Origin of the sequence: Hydrogenophaga flava NBRC 102514, from assembly GCF_001571145.1 — a bacterium.
Classification (GTDB): Bacteria; Pseudomonadota; Gammaproteobacteria; order Burkholderiales; family Burkholderiaceae_C; genus Hydrogenophaga; species Hydrogenophaga flava.
The window spans coordinates 140,306-158,445 of record NZ_BCTF01000006.1 but is presented as its reverse complement, the minus strand read 5'-3'; the positions used below and the strand labels follow the sequence as shown (position 1 = coordinate 158,445).

19 protein-coding genes and 1 riboswitch are annotated in these 18,140 nt (G+C 67.3%); of the genes, 8 read left to right on the top strand and 11 right to left on the bottom strand.

Annotated elements, in window-relative coordinates:
- Positions 1 to 9 precede the first annotated feature (9 nt).
- The gene (locus HFL01S_RS07715; protein WP_066256943.1) at positions 10 to 1,653 is read right to left on the bottom strand and encodes a 3-(methylthio)propionyl-CoA ligase; all 1,644 of its coding nucleotides are present in this window, start codon (positions 1,651 to 1,653) and stop codon (positions 10 to 12) included.
- A gap of 210 nt (positions 1,654 to 1,863) precedes the next feature.
- Here HFL01S_RS07715 and HFL01S_RS07710 point away from each other — a divergent pair, with 210 nt between their 5' ends.
- From HFL01S_RS07710 to HFL01S_RS07695, 4 genes are all read left to right on the top strand, one after another.
- A complete protein-coding gene (locus HFL01S_RS07710; protein WP_066256940.1) occupies positions 1,864 to 3,462 on the top strand; it encodes an MFS transporter in 1,599 nt (532 codons plus the stop codon).
- A gap of 72 nt (positions 3,463 to 3,534) precedes the next feature.
- Entirely contained in the window at positions 3,535 to 3,954 is a 420-nt protein-coding gene (gene msrB, locus HFL01S_RS07705) for a peptide-methionine (R)-S-oxide reductase MsrB (RefSeq protein WP_066256937.1), read from the top strand.
- Entirely contained in the window at positions 3,951 to 4,871 is a 921-nt protein-coding gene (cysK, locus tag HFL01S_RS07700) for a cysteine synthase A (protein WP_066256933.1), read from the top strand. Before msrB ends, cysK begins: the two co-directional genes overlap by 4 nt.
- Positions 4,868 to 5,080 (top strand): SlyX family protein, encoded by a 213-nt coding sequence (locus HFL01S_RS07695; RefSeq protein ID WP_066156450.1) that lies wholly within the window; start codon positions 4,868 to 4,870, stop codon positions 5,078 to 5,080. Before cysK ends, HFL01S_RS07695 begins: the two co-directional genes overlap by 4 nt.
- Here the strand turns inward: HFL01S_RS07695 and HFL01S_RS07690 are convergent.
- From HFL01S_RS07690 to HFL01S_RS07675, 4 genes are all read right to left on the bottom strand, one after another.
- The gene (locus HFL01S_RS07690) at positions 5,074 to 5,838 is read right to left on the bottom strand and encodes an ABC transporter ATP-binding protein (RefSeq protein ID WP_066256931.1); all 765 of its coding nucleotides are present in this window, start codon (positions 5,836 to 5,838) and stop codon (positions 5,074 to 5,076) included. The genes HFL01S_RS07695 and HFL01S_RS07690 overlap by 7 nt on opposite strands.
- Before the next feature lie 3 nt (positions 5,839 to 5,841).
- Positions 5,842 to 6,645: an ABC transporter permease gene (locus HFL01S_RS07685; protein ID WP_066256928.1), complete on the bottom strand. Its 804-nt coding sequence runs from the start codon at positions 6,643 to 6,645 to the stop codon at positions 5,842 to 5,844.
- A gap of 92 nt (positions 6,646 to 6,737) precedes the next feature.
- Positions 6,738 to 7,316: a TMEM165/GDT1 family protein gene (locus tag HFL01S_RS07680; RefSeq protein ID WP_066256926.1), complete on the bottom strand. Its 579-nt coding sequence runs from the start codon at positions 7,314 to 7,316 to the stop codon at positions 6,738 to 6,740.
- A 16-nt stretch (positions 7,317 to 7,332) separates the two neighbouring features.
- A riboswitch (yybP-ykoY riboswitch) is annotated at positions 7,333 to 7,502 on the bottom strand.
- Positions 7,503 to 7,531: 29 nt separating this feature from the next.
- Positions 7,532 to 8,353 (bottom strand): hypothetical protein, encoded by an 822-nt coding sequence (locus HFL01S_RS07675; protein ID WP_066256923.1) that lies wholly within the window; start codon positions 8,351 to 8,353, stop codon positions 7,532 to 7,534.
- Between the two features lie 64 nt (positions 8,354 to 8,417).
- Between HFL01S_RS07675 and HFL01S_RS25025 the strand changes: the two genes are divergently transcribed.
- Complete coding sequence (locus HFL01S_RS25025) at positions 8,418 to 9,227, top strand: DUF3800 domain-containing protein (RefSeq protein WP_157538802.1); 810 nt, start codon at positions 8,418 to 8,420, stop codon at positions 9,225 to 9,227.
- Positions 9,228 to 9,293: 66 nt separating this feature from the next.
- On the opposite strand, the gene HFL01S_RS24600 is transcribed toward HFL01S_RS25025, so the two are convergent.
- From HFL01S_RS24600 to HFL01S_RS07670, 3 genes are all read right to left on the bottom strand, one after another.
- A complete protein-coding gene (locus HFL01S_RS24600) occupies positions 9,294 to 9,575 on the bottom strand; it encodes a hypothetical protein (RefSeq protein ID WP_084383148.1) in 282 nt (93 codons plus the stop codon).
- Positions 9,576 to 9,662: 87 nt separating this feature from the next.
- Positions 9,663 to 9,851 carry a hypothetical protein gene (locus HFL01S_RS25020; protein ID WP_157538801.1) on the bottom strand — a complete coding sequence of 63 codons (189 nt, stop codon included), beginning with the start codon at positions 9,849 to 9,851 and terminating at the stop codon, positions 9,663 to 9,665.
- Positions 9,848 to 10,774: an IS1595 family transposase gene (locus tag HFL01S_RS07670; RefSeq protein WP_066256920.1), complete on the bottom strand. Its 927-nt coding sequence runs from the start codon at positions 10,772 to 10,774 to the stop codon at positions 9,848 to 9,850. Before HFL01S_RS07670 ends, HFL01S_RS25020 begins: the two co-directional genes overlap by 4 nt.
- 123 nt (positions 10,775 to 10,897) lie before the next feature.
- Between HFL01S_RS07670 and HFL01S_RS07665 the strand changes: the two genes are divergently transcribed.
- A complete protein-coding gene (locus tag HFL01S_RS07665; protein ID WP_066256918.1) occupies positions 10,898 to 13,198 on the top strand; it encodes an ATP-dependent DNA helicase in 2,301 nt (766 codons plus the stop codon).
- A 7-nt stretch (positions 13,199 to 13,205) separates the two neighbouring features.
- Here the strand turns inward: HFL01S_RS07665 and HFL01S_RS07660 are convergent, their stop codons facing one another.
- Both HFL01S_RS07660 and HFL01S_RS07655 read right to left on the bottom strand, forming a co-directional pair.
- Entirely contained in the window at positions 13,206 to 14,663 is a 1,458-nt protein-coding gene (locus HFL01S_RS07660) for a DUF5666 domain-containing protein (RefSeq protein WP_157538800.1), read from the bottom strand.
- Entirely contained in the window at positions 14,660 to 15,604 is a 945-nt protein-coding gene (locus HFL01S_RS07655) for a DUF6502 family protein (protein WP_218008611.1), read from the bottom strand. Before HFL01S_RS07655 ends, HFL01S_RS07660 begins: the two co-directional genes overlap by 4 nt.
- A gap of 155 nt (positions 15,605 to 15,759) precedes the next feature.
- Here HFL01S_RS07655 and HFL01S_RS07650 point away from each other — a divergent pair, with 155 nt between their 5' ends.
- Positions 15,760 to 16,461 carry a hypothetical protein gene (locus HFL01S_RS07650; RefSeq protein ID WP_066256912.1) on the top strand — a complete coding sequence of 234 codons (702 nt, stop codon included), beginning with the start codon at positions 15,760 to 15,762 and terminating at the stop codon, positions 16,459 to 16,461.
- 49 nt (positions 16,462 to 16,510) lie between these two features.
- Here the strand turns inward: HFL01S_RS07650 and HFL01S_RS07645 are convergent, their stop codons facing one another.
- On the bottom strand, positions 16,511 to 16,930 hold the full coding sequence (locus HFL01S_RS07645) for an Lrp/AsnC family transcriptional regulator (protein ID WP_066257044.1): 420 nt from the start codon (positions 16,928 to 16,930) through the stop codon (positions 16,511 to 16,513).
- Between the two features lie 128 nt (positions 16,931 to 17,058).
- Here HFL01S_RS07645 and ocd point away from each other — a divergent pair, with 128 nt between their 5' ends.
- On the top strand, positions 17,059 to 18,138 hold the full coding sequence (ocd, locus tag HFL01S_RS07640; protein WP_066256909.1) for an ornithine cyclodeaminase: 1,080 nt from the start codon (positions 17,059 to 17,061) through the stop codon (positions 18,136 to 18,138).
- The last annotated feature ends 2 nt before the right edge of the window (positions 18,139 to 18,140 follow it).

Here is an 18,140-nt window from a genome sequence, read left to right as displayed (position 1 = left end):
GCGACGGGTTCAGAGCCCCGGCAACTTGTAACCGGCGAGCTGCTGGCGCAGCGTCATCTTCTGCATCTTGCCGGTCGCGCCCAGCGGGATCGCATCGACGAACACCACATCGTCGGGCACCTGCCACTTGGCGATCTTGCCCTCGTAGAAGGCCAGCAGCTGCTCGCGCGTGACCTCGGTGCCAGGCTTCTTCACCACCACCACGATGGGGCGCTCGTCCCACTTCGGGTGCTTCATGCCGATGCAGGCCGCCATGGCCACGGCCGGGTGCGCCATCGCAATGTTCTCCACATCGATCGAGCTGATCCATTCACCGCCGGACTTGATCACGTCCTTGCTGCGGTCGGTGATCTGCATGAAACCGTCGGCGTCGATGGTGGCCACGTCGCCAGTGGGGAACCAGCCCCGGCCGGCCGCGTCGTACTGCAGCGGGTCACCGCCCTCGCCCTTGAAGTAGCTGGCGATGATCCAGGGGCCGCGCACCAGCAGGTCGCCGTAGGCCTTGCCGTCCCAGGGCTGCTCTTCGCCCAGCTCGTTGACGATCTTCAAGTCGACGCCGAAGACGCGGCGGCCCTGCTTGAGGCGCACCTTCATCTTCTCGTCTTCCGGCAGCGCGACCTGCGCGTTCTTGAGCGTGCAGACCGTGCCCAGCGGGCTCATCTCGGTCATGCCCCAGGCGTGCAGCACCTCGACGCCGTACTGGTCGTTGAAGGCCGCGATCATGGCCGGCGGGCAGGCCGAGCCACCGATGACGGTGCGCTTGAGCGTGCTGAACTTCAGGCCACCGGCCTGCATGTGGCCCAACAGCATCTGCCACACCGTGGGCACGCCCGCGGCCATGGTGACCTGCTCGCCCTCGATCAGTTCGTAGACCGACTTGCCGTCGAGCGCGGGGCCGGGGAAGACCAGCTTGCAACCCACGGCCGCGGCCGAATACGGCAGGCCCCAGGCGTTGACGTGGAACATCGGCACCACGGGCAGGATGGCATCGCGCGCCGAGCAGCCCAGCGCATCGGGCAGCGCGGCGCCGTAGGCGTGCAGCAGCGTGGAACGGTGCGAGTACACGGCGCCCTTGGGGTTGCCGGTGGTGCCGCTGGTGTAGCACATGCTGGAGGCGCAGTTCTCGTCGAACTCGGGCCAGGTGTAGGTGTCGGCGGCACCGCCGATCCAGGCCTCGTAGCTCAGCAGACCGGGGATGCCGGTGTCGGCCGGCAGCTTGTCGGCGTCGCAAAGCGCGATCCAGTGCTTGACGCCCGGGCACTTGGCGTGCACGGCCTGCACCAGGGGCAGGAAGCTCATGTCGAAGCACAGCGCGCGGTCGTCGGCGTGGTTGACGATCCAGACCAGCTGTTCGGGGTGCAGGCGCGGGTTGAGCGTGTGCAGCACGCGACCCGAGCCGCTGACGCCGAAGTACAGCTCCAGGTGCCGGTAGCCGTTCCAGGCCAGGGTGCCCACGCGGTCACCGAACGACAGGTGCAGGCTGTCCAGCGCGTTGGCCACGCGGCGTGCGCGGGCGGCGATCTGACCCCAGGTGGTGCGGTGGATGTCGCCCTCGACCCGGCGCGAGACGATCTCGGTGCTGTGGTGGTGGCGGTCCGCGTGAACGATGAGGTTGGAAATCAGCAGCGGTTGGCTTTGCATCTGGCCCAGCATGGGGTATCTCCTGTGTGTGCCGCTCAAAAAAGAACGGTCGTTCGTTTTGAAACCCCACATCATGCCCGAAACCGGGCGGGCTTCCCAGCATGGGCGGGCGGTCTGTGCGTCTTCCGCGGGACTCCGCGGGGGCGCTTCTGCGTACTTCCACGTAGGCCCCGCGCCGCGTCCTGTGCCAGAGTCGAAGGCTGTCACTTTCTCCCGCCGCGCATGCCCGACTCTCCTCCCGACACCTCGCCGGTGGCACCGCTGAAGCACCTGGACTTCCGCATGCTGTGGATCGCCTGGCTGTTTGCCAACGTCTGCATGTGGATGAACGATGTGGCGGCCGCCTGGATGATGACCTCCCTGACCAGCAAGCCCATCTGGGTGGCCCTGGTCCAGACCGCGTCGACCCTGCCGGTCTTCCTGCTGGGCCTGCCCAGCGGCGCGCTGGCCGACGGGCTGGACCGCAAGCGCTACTTCCTCGTCACGCAGCTCTGGGTTGCGGCCATCGCCTCGGTGCTGAGCGTGCTCGTGTTCCTCGACATGGTCACCCCCGTGGTGCTGCTGGCCCTGACCTTCGCCAACGGCGTCGGTCTGGCCATGCGCTGGCCGATGTTCGCCGCCATCGTTCCAGAGCTCGTGCCGCGCCAGCAGCTGCCGGCGGCCCTGGCCCTGAACGGGGTGTCGATGAACGCGTCCCGCATCCTCGGACCGCTGCTGGCCGGCGCCCTGATCGCCAGTGCGGGCAGCGCCTGGGTCTTCCTGCTGAACGCCGTGCTGTCCCTCGGGGCAGCGGTGATCATCAGCCGCTGGCAGCGTGAGCACGTGCCCAACCCGCTGGGCCGCGAGCGCCTGCTGTCTGCCATGCGGGTGGGGCTGCAACACGTGCTGCAGTCGGAGACGCTCAAGGGCGCGCTGCTGCGCATCGCCATCTTTTTCTTCCATTCCACCGCGCTGATGGCCCTGCTGCCCCTGCTGGCCAGGGGCATGGACGGCGGTGGCGCCGGCATGTTCACCCTGCTGCTGGCCTCGATGGGCGCCGGCGCCATCGCCTCCACAGCGTTTCTGCCGCGGCTGCGCAAGCGCTACACCCGCGACGGCCTTGTCGTCCGAGGCGCCGCGCTGCAGGCCGCCTCGATGGCGGTGATGGCGGTGGTCGCCTCGCCCTGGCTCGCGGTACCGGCCATGTTCCTGGGCGGCGCGGCCTGGATCACCACCGCCAACACCCTGAGCGTGTCCATGCAGATGAACCTGCCGGACTGGGTCCGGGCGCGGGGCATGTCCATCTACCAGATGGCCATCATGGGCGCCAGCGCCGGGGGCGCTGCGCTGTGGGGCCAGATCGCCACGGCCACCGACGTGCGCACCTGCCTGGGTATCGCCGCGGTGTCCGGCCTTCTGGTCATGTGGGGCGTCAACCGGTTCCGGCCGGACACCAGCCAGCCGTCGGACCTCACGCCCCGAAGGGTCTTTACGCTGCCGACCAACGATGCGCCGCCCTCGGACGGGCGGGTGCTGATCACCATCGAGTACCAGATCGACCCGGCCCGGATCGCCGAATTCCGGGAGCTGATGCTCACCGAGGGCCGCAGCGGCCGGCTGCGCCACGGCGCGCTCTCCTGGGAGCTGCTGCACGACCTCAACGAACCCGGGCGTTTCGTCGAAATGATCGTGGACGAATCCTGGACCGACCACCTGCGGCGCTTCGAACGCGTCACCGCCGCCGACGAAGCGCTGCGGCTGCGCAAGCTGGCCTTCCACATCGGCGAGGCACCGCCGCTGGTGCGCCGCTGCCTGATGGAAACCACGGTGGACCAGGGCTGACGCGCAGCACGTTCGCCGCCCTGCAGGCACAATGCCCGCTCCACCCCGACCCGGGTGTTCCGGAGCACCGCCATGAGCAATTTCCCTATCCAGAAAACCGAGGCCGAGTGGCGCGAGCTGCTCGCCGAGAAAGGCGCCGAGCCTGCGGCCTTCCAGGTCACGCGGCACGCCTACACCGAGCGCCCGTTCACGGGCAAGTACGAGCAGATCTGGGCCGACGGCAGTTACCACTGCGTCTGCTGCGGCAACCACCTGTTCGACTCGGGCACCAAGTTCGACGCCGGCTGCGGCTGGCCCAGCTTCTGGAAGGCCATCCCCGGCGCCATCACCGAGATCACCGACCGCAGCCACGGCATGGTGCGCACCGAAACCGTGTGCAGCCAGTGCGGCGCCCACCTCGGTCACGTGTTCGAGGACGGTCCCGCGCCCACCGGCCTGCGCTACTGCATGAACTCCGCCTCCATCGACCTGCAAACCAAGGACCCCGAATGAAAGCCCAGAACATCCTCCAGACCATCGGCGGCACACCGCACATCCGCATCAACCGCCTGTTCGCCGGTGCCAGCCAGAGCGTGTGGATCAAGTCCGAGCGCAGCAACCCGGGGGGTTCGATCAAGGACCGCATCGCCCTGTCCATGGTGGAAGACGCCGAGGCCTCGGGCGCACTCAAGCCGGGCGGCACCATCGTCGAACCGACTTCGGGCAACACCGGCATCGGCCTGGCCATGGTGGCCGCTGTCAAGGGCTACAAGCTCATCCTCGTCATGCCCGACAGCATGAGCATCGAGCGCCGCCGCCTGATGCTGGCCTACGGCGCCAGCTTCGACCTGACGCCGCGCGAAAAGGGCATGAAGGGCGCCATCGCCCGCGCCGAAGAAATCGTCGCCAGCACGCCCGGCGCCTGGATGCCGCAGCAGTTCAACAACCCGGCCAACATCGCGGTGCATGTGAAGACCACGGCACAGGAAATCCTGGCCGACTTCCCCGACGGGCTGGACGTGCTGATCACCGGCGTCGGCACCGGCGGCCACCTCAGCGGCTGTGCCCAGGTGCTCAAGGCGGCGTGGCCCCAGCTCAAGGTGTTCGCGGTGGAGCCCGTGGCTTCGCCGGTGATCTCCGGCGGCAGCCCGGCGCCCCACCCCATCCAGGGCATCGGCGCCGGCTTCATCCCCGGCAACCTCAAGACCGAACTGCTCGACGGCGTGATCCAGGTCGACGCCGAACCGGCGCGCGAGATGGCGCGCCGCTGCGCGCGCGAGGAAGGCATGCTGGTCGGCATCTCCTCGGGCGCCACGCTCCAGGCGATCGCACAGAAGCTGCCCGAACTGCCGGCCAACGCCCGCGTGCTCGGCTTCAACTACGACACCGGCGAGCGCTACCTCTCGGTCGACGGTTTCCTGCCGGCATGAACACGGCCGACAGCGAGCGGCTGACGCAGCTGGAAATCAAGATCAGCTACCTGGACGATCTGGTGGAGACGCTCAACACCATGGTGGCGCGGCAGCACGACCAGATCGCGATGCTGATCCACGAGGTGGCGCAGCTGCGGCAGCGCAACGACGAGTCGCAGCCGGCGGGCTTCCGCAGCCTGCGCGACGAGCTGCCGCCGCATTACTGAGGCGGGGCTGCGCGCCCGGTGGCCGCGTAGTGGGCGGCCAGGGCTTCGTCGCGCGTCATCTCGCGCACGTTGCCGTGCTCCAGGCGGAAGAAGCGGTTGCAGTAGCGCTCGATCAGCTCATCGTTGTGGGTGGCGAAGACGAAGATGCCGACCTTCTCGATCAGGCTCTCCATGCGCCGTTTGGCGTTGACCTGAAACTCGGCATCGCCCATGCCGAAAATCTCGTCGACCAGCAGGATGTCAGGCTGCACTGTGGTCGCCACCGCAAACATCAGCCGGGTCGACATGCCCGACGAGTAGGTGCGCACCGGTAGGCGCAGGAAGTCACCGAGCTGGCAGAACTGCTCGATGTCCGGCACATGGGTCTCGATCTCCCTGAGGCTCATGCCCAGCAAAACGCCCATGCGGGTAATGTTCTCGTAGCCCGAGAGTTCGCCGTCGATGCCGGCGCCGAGCTCCAGCATGGTCGAGACGCGGCCTTCGCGCACGATCTGGCCCGAGATCGGGGTGTAGACCCCCGCCAGGGTGCGCAGCATGGTGCTCTTGCCGGCGCCGTTGTGCCCCATCAGCGCCACCGCGTCGCCGTCGCGCAGGTCGAAGGACACGTCCTTGAGCGCAGTCACCACACTCACCTGCCCGGCCTCGCTCTCGATGCGCCCACCGGTGCTCACCCGCATGATCTGGTTGCGCAGCGAGAAGCTGCGGCTGTTGTAGATCGGGTACTGGACCGTCACGTTCTTCAGGGTCAGCCGTGCCATGGTTCAGATCCAGAACGCGATGCGGTCGCGCTTGTTGTTGAACAGCCAGAGCGCCACGCACAGTCCGACGGCCAAGCCCCCCAGGTTGGACCAGATCACGAAGTCCGGCGGCGCGTGACCCAGCAGCGGCGAGCGCACCAGCTCAATGGCATGCGACAGCGGGTTGAACCAGAGGATCGTCTCGCTGAACGGCAGGTAGTTGGGCCGGTAGAACACCGGGCTGATGAACATCAGCAGGGGGAGCACCGCTCCGATGATGTATTCCAGATCGCGGAAGCGGGCACCCAGGATGCTGACCACCACGCAGACCCAGTAGAGGTTGAGCGTCAGCAGCAGCATCGCCGGCAGCACCAGCAGCGTCTGCCAGCTCACGGGCACGCCGTACACCAGCGCCACGATCAGGAAGATGGGCAGGTTGTGCACCAGGTTCACCAGGTGGCGCAGCACCAGCTGCGGCGGGTAGATCGACAGCGGCAGGCTGAGGTTGCGGATCACCGAGGCCTGGCGCGCGTAGACCGTGCTCGATTCACTCAGCACGCCGGCGATGAACTGCCACAGGATGAGGCCCGCGGTGAGCGTCGGCACGAACTGCGCCGCGGGCACCTTCATCAGCTCGCTCCAGAGCAGGCCCAGCCCCATGGAGCCGATGGCCGTTCCCAGCGTGAGCCACAGTGGCCCGAGCACGCTGCGCTTGTAGCGGGCGCGCACGTCGCTCAACGCCATGAAGCTGACGATGGGCCAGCTTTTGAGCCCGGCGGCAATGTCCCGCACCGCTGGCGCCTGGCGCCAGCCTCCGACTGAACCCATGGTGTCCTGATTCCTGCGCGGTATACCCGCGCTCTTCCTTGAGATGCCGGGCGCGAGGCTACCATGGGCGCCCCAGAACCGCCCGGCGCCGGTCAGAAGCCGAGACTGGAACCTGCGCCCAGCAGGGTCGCCACCCCCAGCACGGCGAAGATGCCCGCGGCGATCGAGTGCACCAGCTTCATCGGGATCCTGTTGGCCAGGCGGTCGCCGACAAACACCGCCGGCACGTCGGCGATCAGCATGCCCAGGGTGGTGCCGATCACCACCAGCAGCGGCGTCGCGTAGTGCGCGGCCATGGCCACCGTGGCGATCTGCGTCTTGTCGCCCATCTCGGCCAGGAAGAAGGTGATCAGCGTGGCGCCGAACACGCCCAGCTTCTGCGCCACCTGGGTTTCCTCTTCCTCGATCTTGTCGGGGATCAGGGTCCAGATCGCCATGCCAATGAACGAGGCACCCAGCACCCAGCGCAGGATTTCAGGACTCACCTGCGCCGTGATCCAGGCGCCCAGCGCACCGGCCAGGCCGTGGTTGACGATGGTCGCCAGCAGGATGCCGGCGATGATGGGCAGCGGCTTCTTGAAACGCGCGGCGAGGATGAAGGCCAGGAGTTGCGTCTTGTCGCCGATTTCAGCGAGCGCAACAACACCGGTGGAGACGAGCAGGGATTCCATGTGGGGAAACTTTCGCGGGCCGGCACAGAACGCGTTTGACCACGACGCACCCCGGCCTCACAGCGGAGCATCGTGGTCAAAGGTCTTGCCAGGTGCGGGACTGCCTGCGCCATGTCCGGGAACGGACAAGTGTGTTGACGCGGGCCTCTTCAAGGTGAAGAGCGGCTACTCCCCAATGACCACGCGATTGTAGCCGGCGCCGCTGGGAGCCCCGCTCAGAGCGCCTGCTGCGACGGGTCGTCCTCGCGCCAGGCCGGCCCGGCCTTGGCCAGCGCCATCCACACGTGGAAGGGCAGCCGCTCCACCGCACGCCGGGGCGCCTCGCGCGCCACCCGCAGCGCACCGCGCTCGACCAGCATCACGCCGCACTCGGCCGGGACATCCTCAGGCGCGCCGATCGGCCGACCCCTGGCGTCCTCCCCCAGCACGTACCAGCAGGCGCCGGCCATGCCCAGGTAGGCCGCGCGCTTGGCCGGCTTCTTGAGGTCGCCCAGCAGGTCCGAGCGGTGCACCTTGATCTCGTGCACCACCGGCTCCAGGTAGGCCTCCACCGAGGAGTGGCGGATTGAGAACACGTCGGGGCAGGCCATGCACCAGCCGTGCGCGGGCGGCGGCTCGGGTGCGGCCAGTTCGGTCCAGAGCCCCTGCGGCGCAGGCTCGGCGGCCACCAGCTCGGAAGACTCACCGGTCAGCAGCTCCATCGGCAGCGCGACCCGCAGCGCCAGCCCCCGCCAGGCCAGGCGCCCGGACCGGGCCATCGCGGTGGCCACCTGCTCGACTAGGGCCTCGTGGGCCGAGCGCGCCGCCTTGTTGCTGGCGAACACCCGCGCCAGCACCTGGATGCCCGCCTCGGTCACGCGCAGCGTCTCCCGCCCCTGGTCCAGCCGCCGCTCCAGCAGCCCCGCAGCCAGCAGCTCCACCTCGACCATGTCCTGGCAGGGCCAGCCGGCCGAGCGGTGGATCTCGCGCAGGCGCCGGTGGTGCAAGCGGGTGAGCACGGGGCCCGGACCGGGCGGGGAATCGGATGCGTCATCCATGATGGACTGACTATATATCCAAGTGTTTTACATGCCGTACCCAAAGTGGCGGAAGGATAGTAGGATGAAGGCTGAAAAATATTGGCCCATCGAAGAATTTGCAGGTTCAGTTCTTGGTGGGGCTAGCAAACACAAGGTGGTTGCTGTGCTTGTTGCTTACTTTGACGAGAGTGGCATATCCAGCCGGGACCACATGGTTCTTGTCGGCGGTGCTGTCGCTGACAGTTCTACTTGGTCGCGCATAGAGCGCCCTTGGAAGAAATGCCTAGAACCTGGGGAGATTTCCGACAACGGAGTCTCCTGCTTTCACGCGGTCGATTGCGACCATGGAGAGAGGGAGTTCGCATCTGTGCCAAGACCTTTGCGGGACGCTATGGCGTGGCGGCTGTCCGATGAGATCGGGAAGATAAAGCCCCATTGCTTTGCCGCTGGAGTGGTTCGCAAAGACTGGGATGGATTGCCGGGAGATATGAAAGATGCGCTTGGAGGTGACCCACTCCATCTGTCTGTTGCACTGTGCATCGAGCAGATATCAGACTGGGCAAAACGCGAGGTTGATGGAGAGCCGGTGGCGCTGGTGTTTGCGAAACAACATCAGTACAACAAAGCCACAGAGCACATCCATTCGGAATATTGCAGAGATTTCAGTGGCGTTGGTTCTGTGAGTTTTTCGGAGCCAAGACTAGTGATACCTCTCCAGGTCGCCGACTTCATCGCATACGAGAGCTATAGATGGATGCATGAGCGTGCATTAAAACCAGATGCTGAACCTCGCAGGCTATGGAAGAACCTAGAGAAGCACGAGGTCAAGATGACTTTCAACTTCTACGACAAAGACAGTCTGCACAAGCTGGGGAAAAGAGCTGCGCAGTAGCTTCCATGACCCATGCAGGGTTTGCTCACATGGGCGCAGAGACTGATCATGCGGGCATGACCAAATTCACCCCTGAAATTGAGGCTGTTGCTGATCGTCTTTTAGCGCTTGCTGGATTTCGATGTCAAAGCGAGCCCATGCCTGATGGAAGCAGTCAAGAACGTGTTCAGGGAGAGCCTTGTTTTCTAAGTGCGTCTGCTCCCGTTGACGATATGTCTCCATCATCTGAGAAAGAGCAGCCGGATTAGGATGCGTCCGTATGAGTGCGCCAAACGCAGCAAACATCGCAGCTTGAATACCAATCGAAAAATTTCTCAGTTGGTCAAGCTTTGCGTTCTCGTCTTCCATGGGTTCGTCCCTTTTCTGTTGCGGTGCGTGATGCCGCCATCGTACCTAGTTGGGCGACCGGAAAAGAATTTCTTGCCGCTATCTTGACTACGGCTTCCGAGTTCCAGAACTGTCCTTCTTCGGCATGATGGTTTGAACGACTTTCTCAAACTTATCCTGCCGCTCTTCTGCTTCTAGTTCGCGTGCCGTTTCCTCGAATCGCTTCGACTGTTCTGGGTCATCGGGGAGGTTTTGGCGACTTGGTTCGCCAGTGCCATGCGTCGGTTTCTTTTTCATTGCGCAATCGTTTCATAGGTAAGCCGCTTGCCCACCACGCCCTTAAGCAGGAGGTCGGCACGTTGCACGTCATCAACGCCCATTGACTTGCGGTTGGTAAAGCGGAAGTCGAACTCATCAACATAGCGTTGGAGGTGTTCTTCGCTGACGTGGTGATAGATGCCAGAAATGCCGCGCTTGAGGATGCCGAAGTAGGACTCAACGGTGTTGCTATGGGTGCGAACGCCCTTAACCTTGGAATCCTTCGCGTATTCCTTCTGAGTGTGGTTGGTGGACTCATGAAGGTCGAACTCTTGGCCGATCTTCTTGTAGTGGCCAGCGCCATCAGTCATAAGGTGGGTGTCCTTTGCGATATGGGCAAGCAGGATCGGCTTGAGGTTGTCTTTGTCCACGTTGGCGACGTGAAAAGAGCGGGTCCGGCCTTCGCGGGAAACGAGGGAAAGCACCTTACTACGGTGTCCGCCACCTTGAATAGCTTTCTCCCCGCGCTTTGACGCCATGTAGGTTTCGTCGGCCTCAACGATGGAGCCGCCACCGCCCAGCAGATCAGTTCTGTTGTCGCGCATGGCTTCACGGATGCGATGGCCCATGAACCACGCACTTTTCAGAGTGATACCAAGGGTGCGGTGCAACTGGTTTGCGCTGATGCCCTTCTTGCTGGCAGCAATCAGGTAGATGCCTTGAAGCCACAGGCGCAGAGGGATATGGCTGGACTCAAAGATGGTTCCAACCTTGACGGTGAAAGGCTTGCGGCAGTCATAGCACTTGTAGGTGCCGATGCGGGTAGAAGCGCCGCCCATCAGCTTGTTCCGCTCAGTGCCGCCACAGTGAGGACACACCGGGCCATTCGGCCACACACGGGACTCAACAAAAGCGTATGCGGCTTCTTCGTTGTGGAAGTGGGGTTGAGAGAGGTAGGACATGCTGGCTCCTGATTGGGTACGCAAAGTATCTTCCTTTTGAGTGGGTACGTCAAGTAAAACATGGGGCTATATATCCAGTACGATGGCCAGCTCCCTCTGGTGTTTCCCTTGGTTCATCCGCCCATGTTTCCGGCCGTCGACATCGCGGTGTCGGTGCGCACGCTGTGCCACTTCACCGCGCGCAGTGGCGACCTCGACCTGCGGTTCACGCCATCGCCGACCGGCGTCGAAGGCATCGCGGGCCACCAGACCGTGACCGCGCGGCGCGGCGCCGGCTACCAGCGCGAGCTGGCGCTGAGCGCCCGCTTCGGACCGCTGGTGGTGCAGGGCCGGGCCGACGGTTTCGACCCCGCCGCCCGGCGGGTCGAAGAGATCAAGACCCGCCGCGGCGACGCGGGCCACGTGCCAGCCAACCACCAGGCCCTGCACTGGGCGCAGGCCCGCGTCTACGGCTGGATGCTGTGCGAGCAGCTGTCGCTGGCGCAGATCGAGGTGGCCCTGGTCTATTTCGACATCGACAGCGGACAGGAAACGGTTCTGACCGAGACCTGCACCTCGGACGCGCTGCGAGGCTTCTTCGAGGACCTGTGCGAACGCTACCTGGCCTGGGCGCTGGCCGAACAGGCGCATCGGCAGACGCGGGACCACGCCCTGTCGGCGCTGACCTTTCCCTTCCCCTCGTTCCGCACCGGGCAACGCGAACTGGCGGCCGACGTGTACCGCGCCAACTCCCGCGCACGCCACCTGCTGGCCCAGGCCCCCACCGGCATCGGCAAGACCATGGCCACGGTGTTCGCCAGCCTGCGTGCGATGCCCGACCAGGGCACCGACCGCCTGCTGTTCCTCACCGCGCGCACCACCGGCCGGCAGCTGGCGCTGGACGCGCTGGCTCGACTGGGCGTTCCCACGCGCCTGCCGCTGCGGGTGCTCGAACGCCTGGCGCGCGACAAGGCCTGCGAGCACCCCGACAAGGCCTGCCACGGCGAGTCCTGCCCGCTGGCGCGCGGCTTCTACGACCGCCTGCCCGCTGCGCGCGAGGCAGCGGCACAGGCCGCCTGGCTGGACCGTGAACGCCTGCGCACGCTGGCGCTGGCACACGGCGTCTGCCCCTACTTCCTCGGCCAGGAGATGCAGCGCTGGTGCGACGTGCTGGTGGGCGACTACAACCACTGGTTCGACGTGGGCGCGCACTGGTTCGCACTGGCCGAGGACCAGGGCTGGCGCGCCGCGCTGCTGGTGGACGAGGCACACAACCTGATCGACCGCGCGCGCAGCATGTATAGCGCCACGCTGAATGCGCACGAGTTCCTGTGCCTGCGGCACGAGGCGAACCCGGACGTCCGCAAAGCCATGGACACCCTGCACCGGCGCTGGAGCGCCTTCGCCCGCGACCTGCCGCCGGCCGAGGGCACGCAGGCGCTGGCCGACGGCCTGCCGGACGACTGGGCCACCACCCTGCAGAACACCTGCAACACCCTGCTCGATCTGCTGGCCCCGCAGCCCGGCCCCACACCCGACCCTGCGCTGCAGAACTGGGTGTTCGAGGCGCTGCATTTCGTGCGCATCGCCGAGGGGTTTGGCGAACACTCGCTGTGCGAGGCGGGGCCATGGGCGTCACCGCCGGGCGGGCGTGGCCGGCGGCTGCCGACGCTGCGCCTCCGCAACGTGGTGCCCGCTCCCTGGCTCGAAGCGCGCTGGGCGGCGGCGCACAGCGCGACCCTGTTCTCCGCCACGCTGGCCCCGGTGGAGCATGTGACGGAGATGCTGGGTCTGCCGGCTGATGCCGCCCATGTCGACCTGCCTTCGCCGTTCGCTGCCGAGCAACTGCGGGTGCGGATCGCACCCTGGATCTCGACCCGCTACGCCGACCGGCTGCGCTCGCTGGACGCGCTGGTGGACGTGATCGGCGCCCAGTTCCACGAGCGCCCCGGCAACTACCTGGCTTTCTTCAGCAGCTTCGAGTACCTGGACCTGGCCCGCCAGCGGCTGGCGCAGCGCCACCCGGACCTGCCGCACTGGGCGCAGACGCGCGGCATGGAGGAACCCGCACGCGACGCCTTTGTCGCGCGCTTCGTCGAAGGCGGCCAGGGCGTGGGTTTTGCGGTGCTGGGCGGCGCCTTCGGCGAGGGCATCGACCTGCCGGGCGAGCGGCTGGTCGGCGCCTTCATCGCCACCCTGGGCCTGCCCCAGGTCAACCCCGAGAACGAGCGCATGCGCGAGCGCTTGCAGCAGCGCACCGGCCACGGCTACGACCACGCCTACCTGTTCCCGGGCCTGATGCGGGTGGTGCAGGCCGCCGGCCGGGTGATCCGTTCCGAACAGGACCGGGGCTGCGTCTGGCTGCTGGACGACCGCTTCGCCCGCACCGAGGTGCGGCGCCTGCTGCCGTCCTGGTGGCGGATCGAGGTGGCGCCCCGGCCTTGACAGCGTCTCAGTCGCGCCCGCCACGGCCCCGGCCGCGGCCACGGCCGGAGTCCCCACCGGAGTCGCCGCTGCCCGACGAGCTGCTGCCGGAGGAACCGCTCCCGGAAGACCCACTGCCGGAAGAACCGCTGCCCGAGGAACCACTCCCTGACGAACCGCTGCCGGACGAGCCGCCATCGCCGCCCCGCCCGCGCCCCCGGCCCCGCCCGCTGTCCCCACCGGAGTCTCCATCAGAACGGCTGCCGGATGAGTCACCGCTGCCCGAATCGCCGCCACCACCGTCTCGGCCCCCCCGGCCGCGCCCGCGTCCTCGGCCGCCGTCGTCCGAGCCGCTGCTGGTGGCGCGGTTGCTGCCAGAGGTGGCTGGCGTGGCGGCGGGAGTGGTGGCACCGACGGGAGACGCCTTGCGTTCGCTCTCCCCGCGCCGGCCCTCGCTGCGGAACTCCAGGCGCTCGACCCGCAGGCGCTGGCGCTCGTCCACGCGCCCCCGCACCTGCACCGGCTGGTCGACGCGCAGCGCCCCCAGGTCACCGCCGTCGATGCGGACCCCTTCGTCCAGCAGCAGGGTCTCGTATCCCAGCTTCAGCTCGCGACCACTGAGGCCATGCACGTAGCCCTGCAGCAGAACCTCCCGGCTGCCGGCCACGGCGGCCCGGGTGGGCTGCAACTGCACGGCCTGCACCTGCAGCCGCCCGCCGGTCCACTGGCCACGCACTCCGATCTCCTGCCCCTGCGACAGACCATCCGGCGCAGACGACCAGGTCAGCGGCGTGTCGCCAACGCGCGCACCGCGCTCGCCCGAGGACGCATACGGGCCGGTGACCTCCGCCTGTCCGGCGACCGCCCGCTGCACCCGGGTCGCGCGGATCTCGCCACTGGCGATCCGCTGGCCGCTGACCCGGACCCAGTCGCCCACGGCCAGCCCCTGCAGGTCGCTGCGCTCCAGCGCGGTGGCCACCTGGCCCATCACCTCGAAGCGGCCGGCCGCTGCGTCCAGCGCCGTCAGCGGACCGATGGCGGCGTCGATCACCGCGATCCGGGTGGCCCGCAGCTGGTCACCGGTGCCGCCAGCCTGCAGGGCCACCAGCTGTCCCACCGCCAGATCGCTGAGCGTGCTGGACCGCCCACCACGCTCCACCGGGGTCGACGGTTCGTACTCGACCTCGATCCCGTTGACGCAGATGCTCGCAAAGCCGGTGACCACGCCGACGATGCCGGTGCCGCCCAGACCATTGCCCGTGGCGACCTGGCCCGTGCCGCCAATGCCGCCCGGGTCCGGCCCGCGCACCGCGGGCGCGCCGGTGCCCCCGAGACCCGATGGGTCGGCGACCGGGTTGTGCAGCAAGGCCACACTGCAGGCCGCGGCCCCCGGCGTCTGTTGCTGCGCCACCATGCCGCCACAGCCGGACAGCACCAGCAGCAGCGGCAGCACCCACCGGTGCATCGGGCTGGAGCGCCGCTTCATTCGGGGCCCCTGCTCTCTGGCGAGCTGGCGGCCGGCGGCTGGGCACTGCGCTCGCTGAAAAAGTACATGCCGAAGGTGAAGCGCTGGTCGGGCGGCGGCAGCCCGTCCCGGGCGGCCGCCGCCTGGTCCTGGGCCTCCGCGTCCATGGCCGCCTTGTTGAGCGCCAGCAGGACCTTCATGCCCGACTGCTCGGACATCTTGTTCAGCCGCTCCACCGAGGCCGGTGTGAGCCCGCTGTAGTGCACGCTGCGCTCCATGAACGGAGGCTGGCCAGCCAGCAGGTTGTGCACCGCAGCCGCGGCATGGTCGTGCAGGTTGTGTCCGAGGTAGAAGGCCTTCTCGTCGGCGCCGCGCGAGGGCACGAAGGCCGCCGTGTTCAGACAGACCTGCCCGGCCTCGTCCAGGTGCACCACACCCAGGCTGAGCCATTCGTCGAGCACCACCCGCGAACGGATGTCGCTGTTGACGCTGGCGACCAGCGCCTCGAACGACAGGTCACCACCCTCGCTCACCAGGCGCGCCAGCGGCCGGGGGCTGCCATCTTCCAGCAGGTACTTGGGATGGCCCATCCAGTGCGCCACCAGCTGGGCGCCGCGCGGCACCACCGACGGCTCGATCACCTCGGCGCTGGCCAGCAGGCCGCGCAGGCGCGCCACGTCCTTGCGGTGCACGCCGCTGACCAGGCTGACCCGGCTGTCGGTCGGGGTTTTGCCATCGAGGCGGAAGTCCTGCTCCGCCACCTCGACGAACAGCCCCTTGAGCAGGTCGGCGAGGTAGGTGTAGGTGATGCCGTGCGCCAGCATGAGCCGGACCAGCGGCCGCAGCAGCTTGCGCAGCGCGCGCACCAAGGCGGGCGACGGCCCGCCTGGGGCGGCACCCCGCAGGGCCGGCGACGGTTCGCGCTTGGATTCGGGCATGGAAGAGGCGTGGGAAGGTTTCACGGGTCTGACACGAAGTTTAACACTTCACGTGGGAAAACTTCACACAAACCATTGACGTGTGAAAATTTCCCACACATACTGAAGTCCTGCGTGAGAGGCCTGCCCTCGGCGCATGACCCGGTTCCCCACCCGTTCACACACTTCAGGAGAAAGCCATGTTCACCTTCAGCAAATCCCAGATCGCCACCCTGGTCGCAGCCATCGCGCTCGGCCTGGCTTCCAGCGCCGCACTGGCCAAAGACGGCGACTCCGGTCGCGGCCGCGGCGGCGACTCCAAGGGCTCATCGGCCTCGTCCGGCTCGTCTGGCGGCGGTTCCAGCTCCGACGGCGGCCGGGGCCGCGGGCGCGGCAGTGACGACGGTGGTCGTGGCCGCGGGAGCGACGATGGCGGCCGCAGTTCGTCCTCGTCCAGTGGTTCGACAGGTGGCTCCTCCGCTTCGAACGGTGGCGGCAGCTCCGGCGACAGCGGCCGGGGACGTGGTCGCGGACGGGGTGGTGACGACGGGGGCTCGTCCTCGTCGTCCAGCAGCAGTTCGTCGTCTTCGTCGAGCAGCAGCTCGGACGGCGGCCGCCGCGGCCGCGGTGCCGACGACGGCCCGAACCACCACGCCGACGGCCATGTCAGCGGTCGTGACCGCCCCCGCGGCGTGGAAGACAACGGCGTGGATGCGCCGGACGACAGCGACGGTCGCGTGCGCGGCCGCGGCACCCTCACGGCGCCGGGACTGAACACCATCGGCACCGTCAACGCCCCCGGCCAGAACAAGCCCAAGCCGCGCGGACGCGGCCAGGATGACGCCCCGGGCCACATCCGTCATTCCGGCCTTGACGACCTGGCCGCCCAGGTGGGTTCCTGACCCGCTGCACAGGTCTCCACAGCCCGGCACCGGCCGGGCTTTTTCATGTTCAGCGGTAGGTGCTCAGCAGGATGCTGGTTTCGGTGCCGCGGATGCCGGACAGCAGGCGGATGCGCTCCAGCGCCTGCGACAGCTCGGCCATCGAGCCCACCGCCAGCTCGGCCAGCAGGTCCCAGCGGCCGTTGGTGTCGTGCAGGGCCGCCACCGACGGCTCGCCCAGCAGGCTGGCGATCACCTCGCGCGTGCGGTTGCCTTCGACCTGCACCCCCATCCAGGCGCGGATGCGCTCGGGCTGTGCCTCGGGTTTGAGGCGCACGGTGTAGCCCACGATCACCTGCGTGTCTTCCAGCTTGCGCAGCCGGTTGGTGACCGTGCCGCGCGAGACCTGCAGCTTGTGGGCCAGGTCGGCCACCGAGAGGCGCGCGTCCTGCCGCAGCAGGGCGATGAGGCGTTGGTCGAGGTCATCCATGATCAAAACGTCAGCAAAGTCTGTCGATATGACCGATTTTCTGCCGTTTCAATACATTTTTGGCGATTTTCATTGCCATTGCCCTCCGCCACACTGCCTGCTCCCCCTGTGCTGCCCGGAGACACGCCATGAAAACCACCGTCCAGAACCCCGATCTCGCCCGCTTCGTGGAAGCCGGCACGCTCTACCTGGGCGCCCCCGAAGCCGCCGAACTGGTGCGCCGCCACGGCCTAGCTACCTGCGTCGAAGCCATCGCCGCGAACATCCGCACCGATTTCCTGTGCTGGGGTGACTTCGACAAGACCGCCCGTGTGGCCGCGCATTCCGACGTCGGCGTGATCGAGCTGATGCCCGTGGCCGACGCGCACCGCTACAGCTTCAAGTACGTCAACGGACACCCGGGCAACACCCGCCTGGGCCTCTCCACCGTGATGGCGTTCGGCGTGCTGGCCGACGTGGCCACCGGCGCACCGCTGTTCCTGAGCGAACTCACGCTGACCACCGCGCTGCGCACCGCCGCCATGTCGGCCCTGGCCGCGAAGGTGCTGGCGCGGCCGGACAGCCGCGTGATGGCGCTGATCGGCAACGGCGCGCAGAGCGAGTTCCAGGCCCTGGCCTTCCAGCACCTGCTGGGCATCACCGAGCTGCGCGTGTACGACGTGGACCCGGCCGCCAGCGCCAAGCTGGTAGCCAACCTGCAGGGCAGCGGCCTGCGCGTCACCGTCTGCGCCAGCACGGCCGAGGCCGTGAAGGGTGCCGACATCGTCACCACCGTCACCGCCGACAAGCGCAACGCGCTCATCCTCACGCCCGAGATGATTCAACCCGGCATGCACCTGAACGCCGTGGGCGGCGACTGCCCGGGCAAGACCGAACTGCACGGCGACATCCTTCATGCGTCCAAGGTGTTCGTGGAGTACGAGCCGCAGTCGCGCATCGAGGGCGAGATCCAGCACCAGCCGGCGGACTTTGCCGTCACCGAGTTCTGGCAGGTGCTGCGCGGCGAACGCAGCGGCCGCGACAGCGCTGATCAGGTCACCGTGTTCGACTCGGTCGGATTTGCGCTGGAAGACTTCTCGGCCCTGCGCTTCATGCAGCAGACCGCCGAGCGTCTGGGCCTGGGCGAGCGCATCGCCCTGGTGCCGCCGCTGGCCGACCCCAAGAACCTGTTCGGTTCGCTGCGGGCCACGGCTGCTGTGCCGGCCTGAGC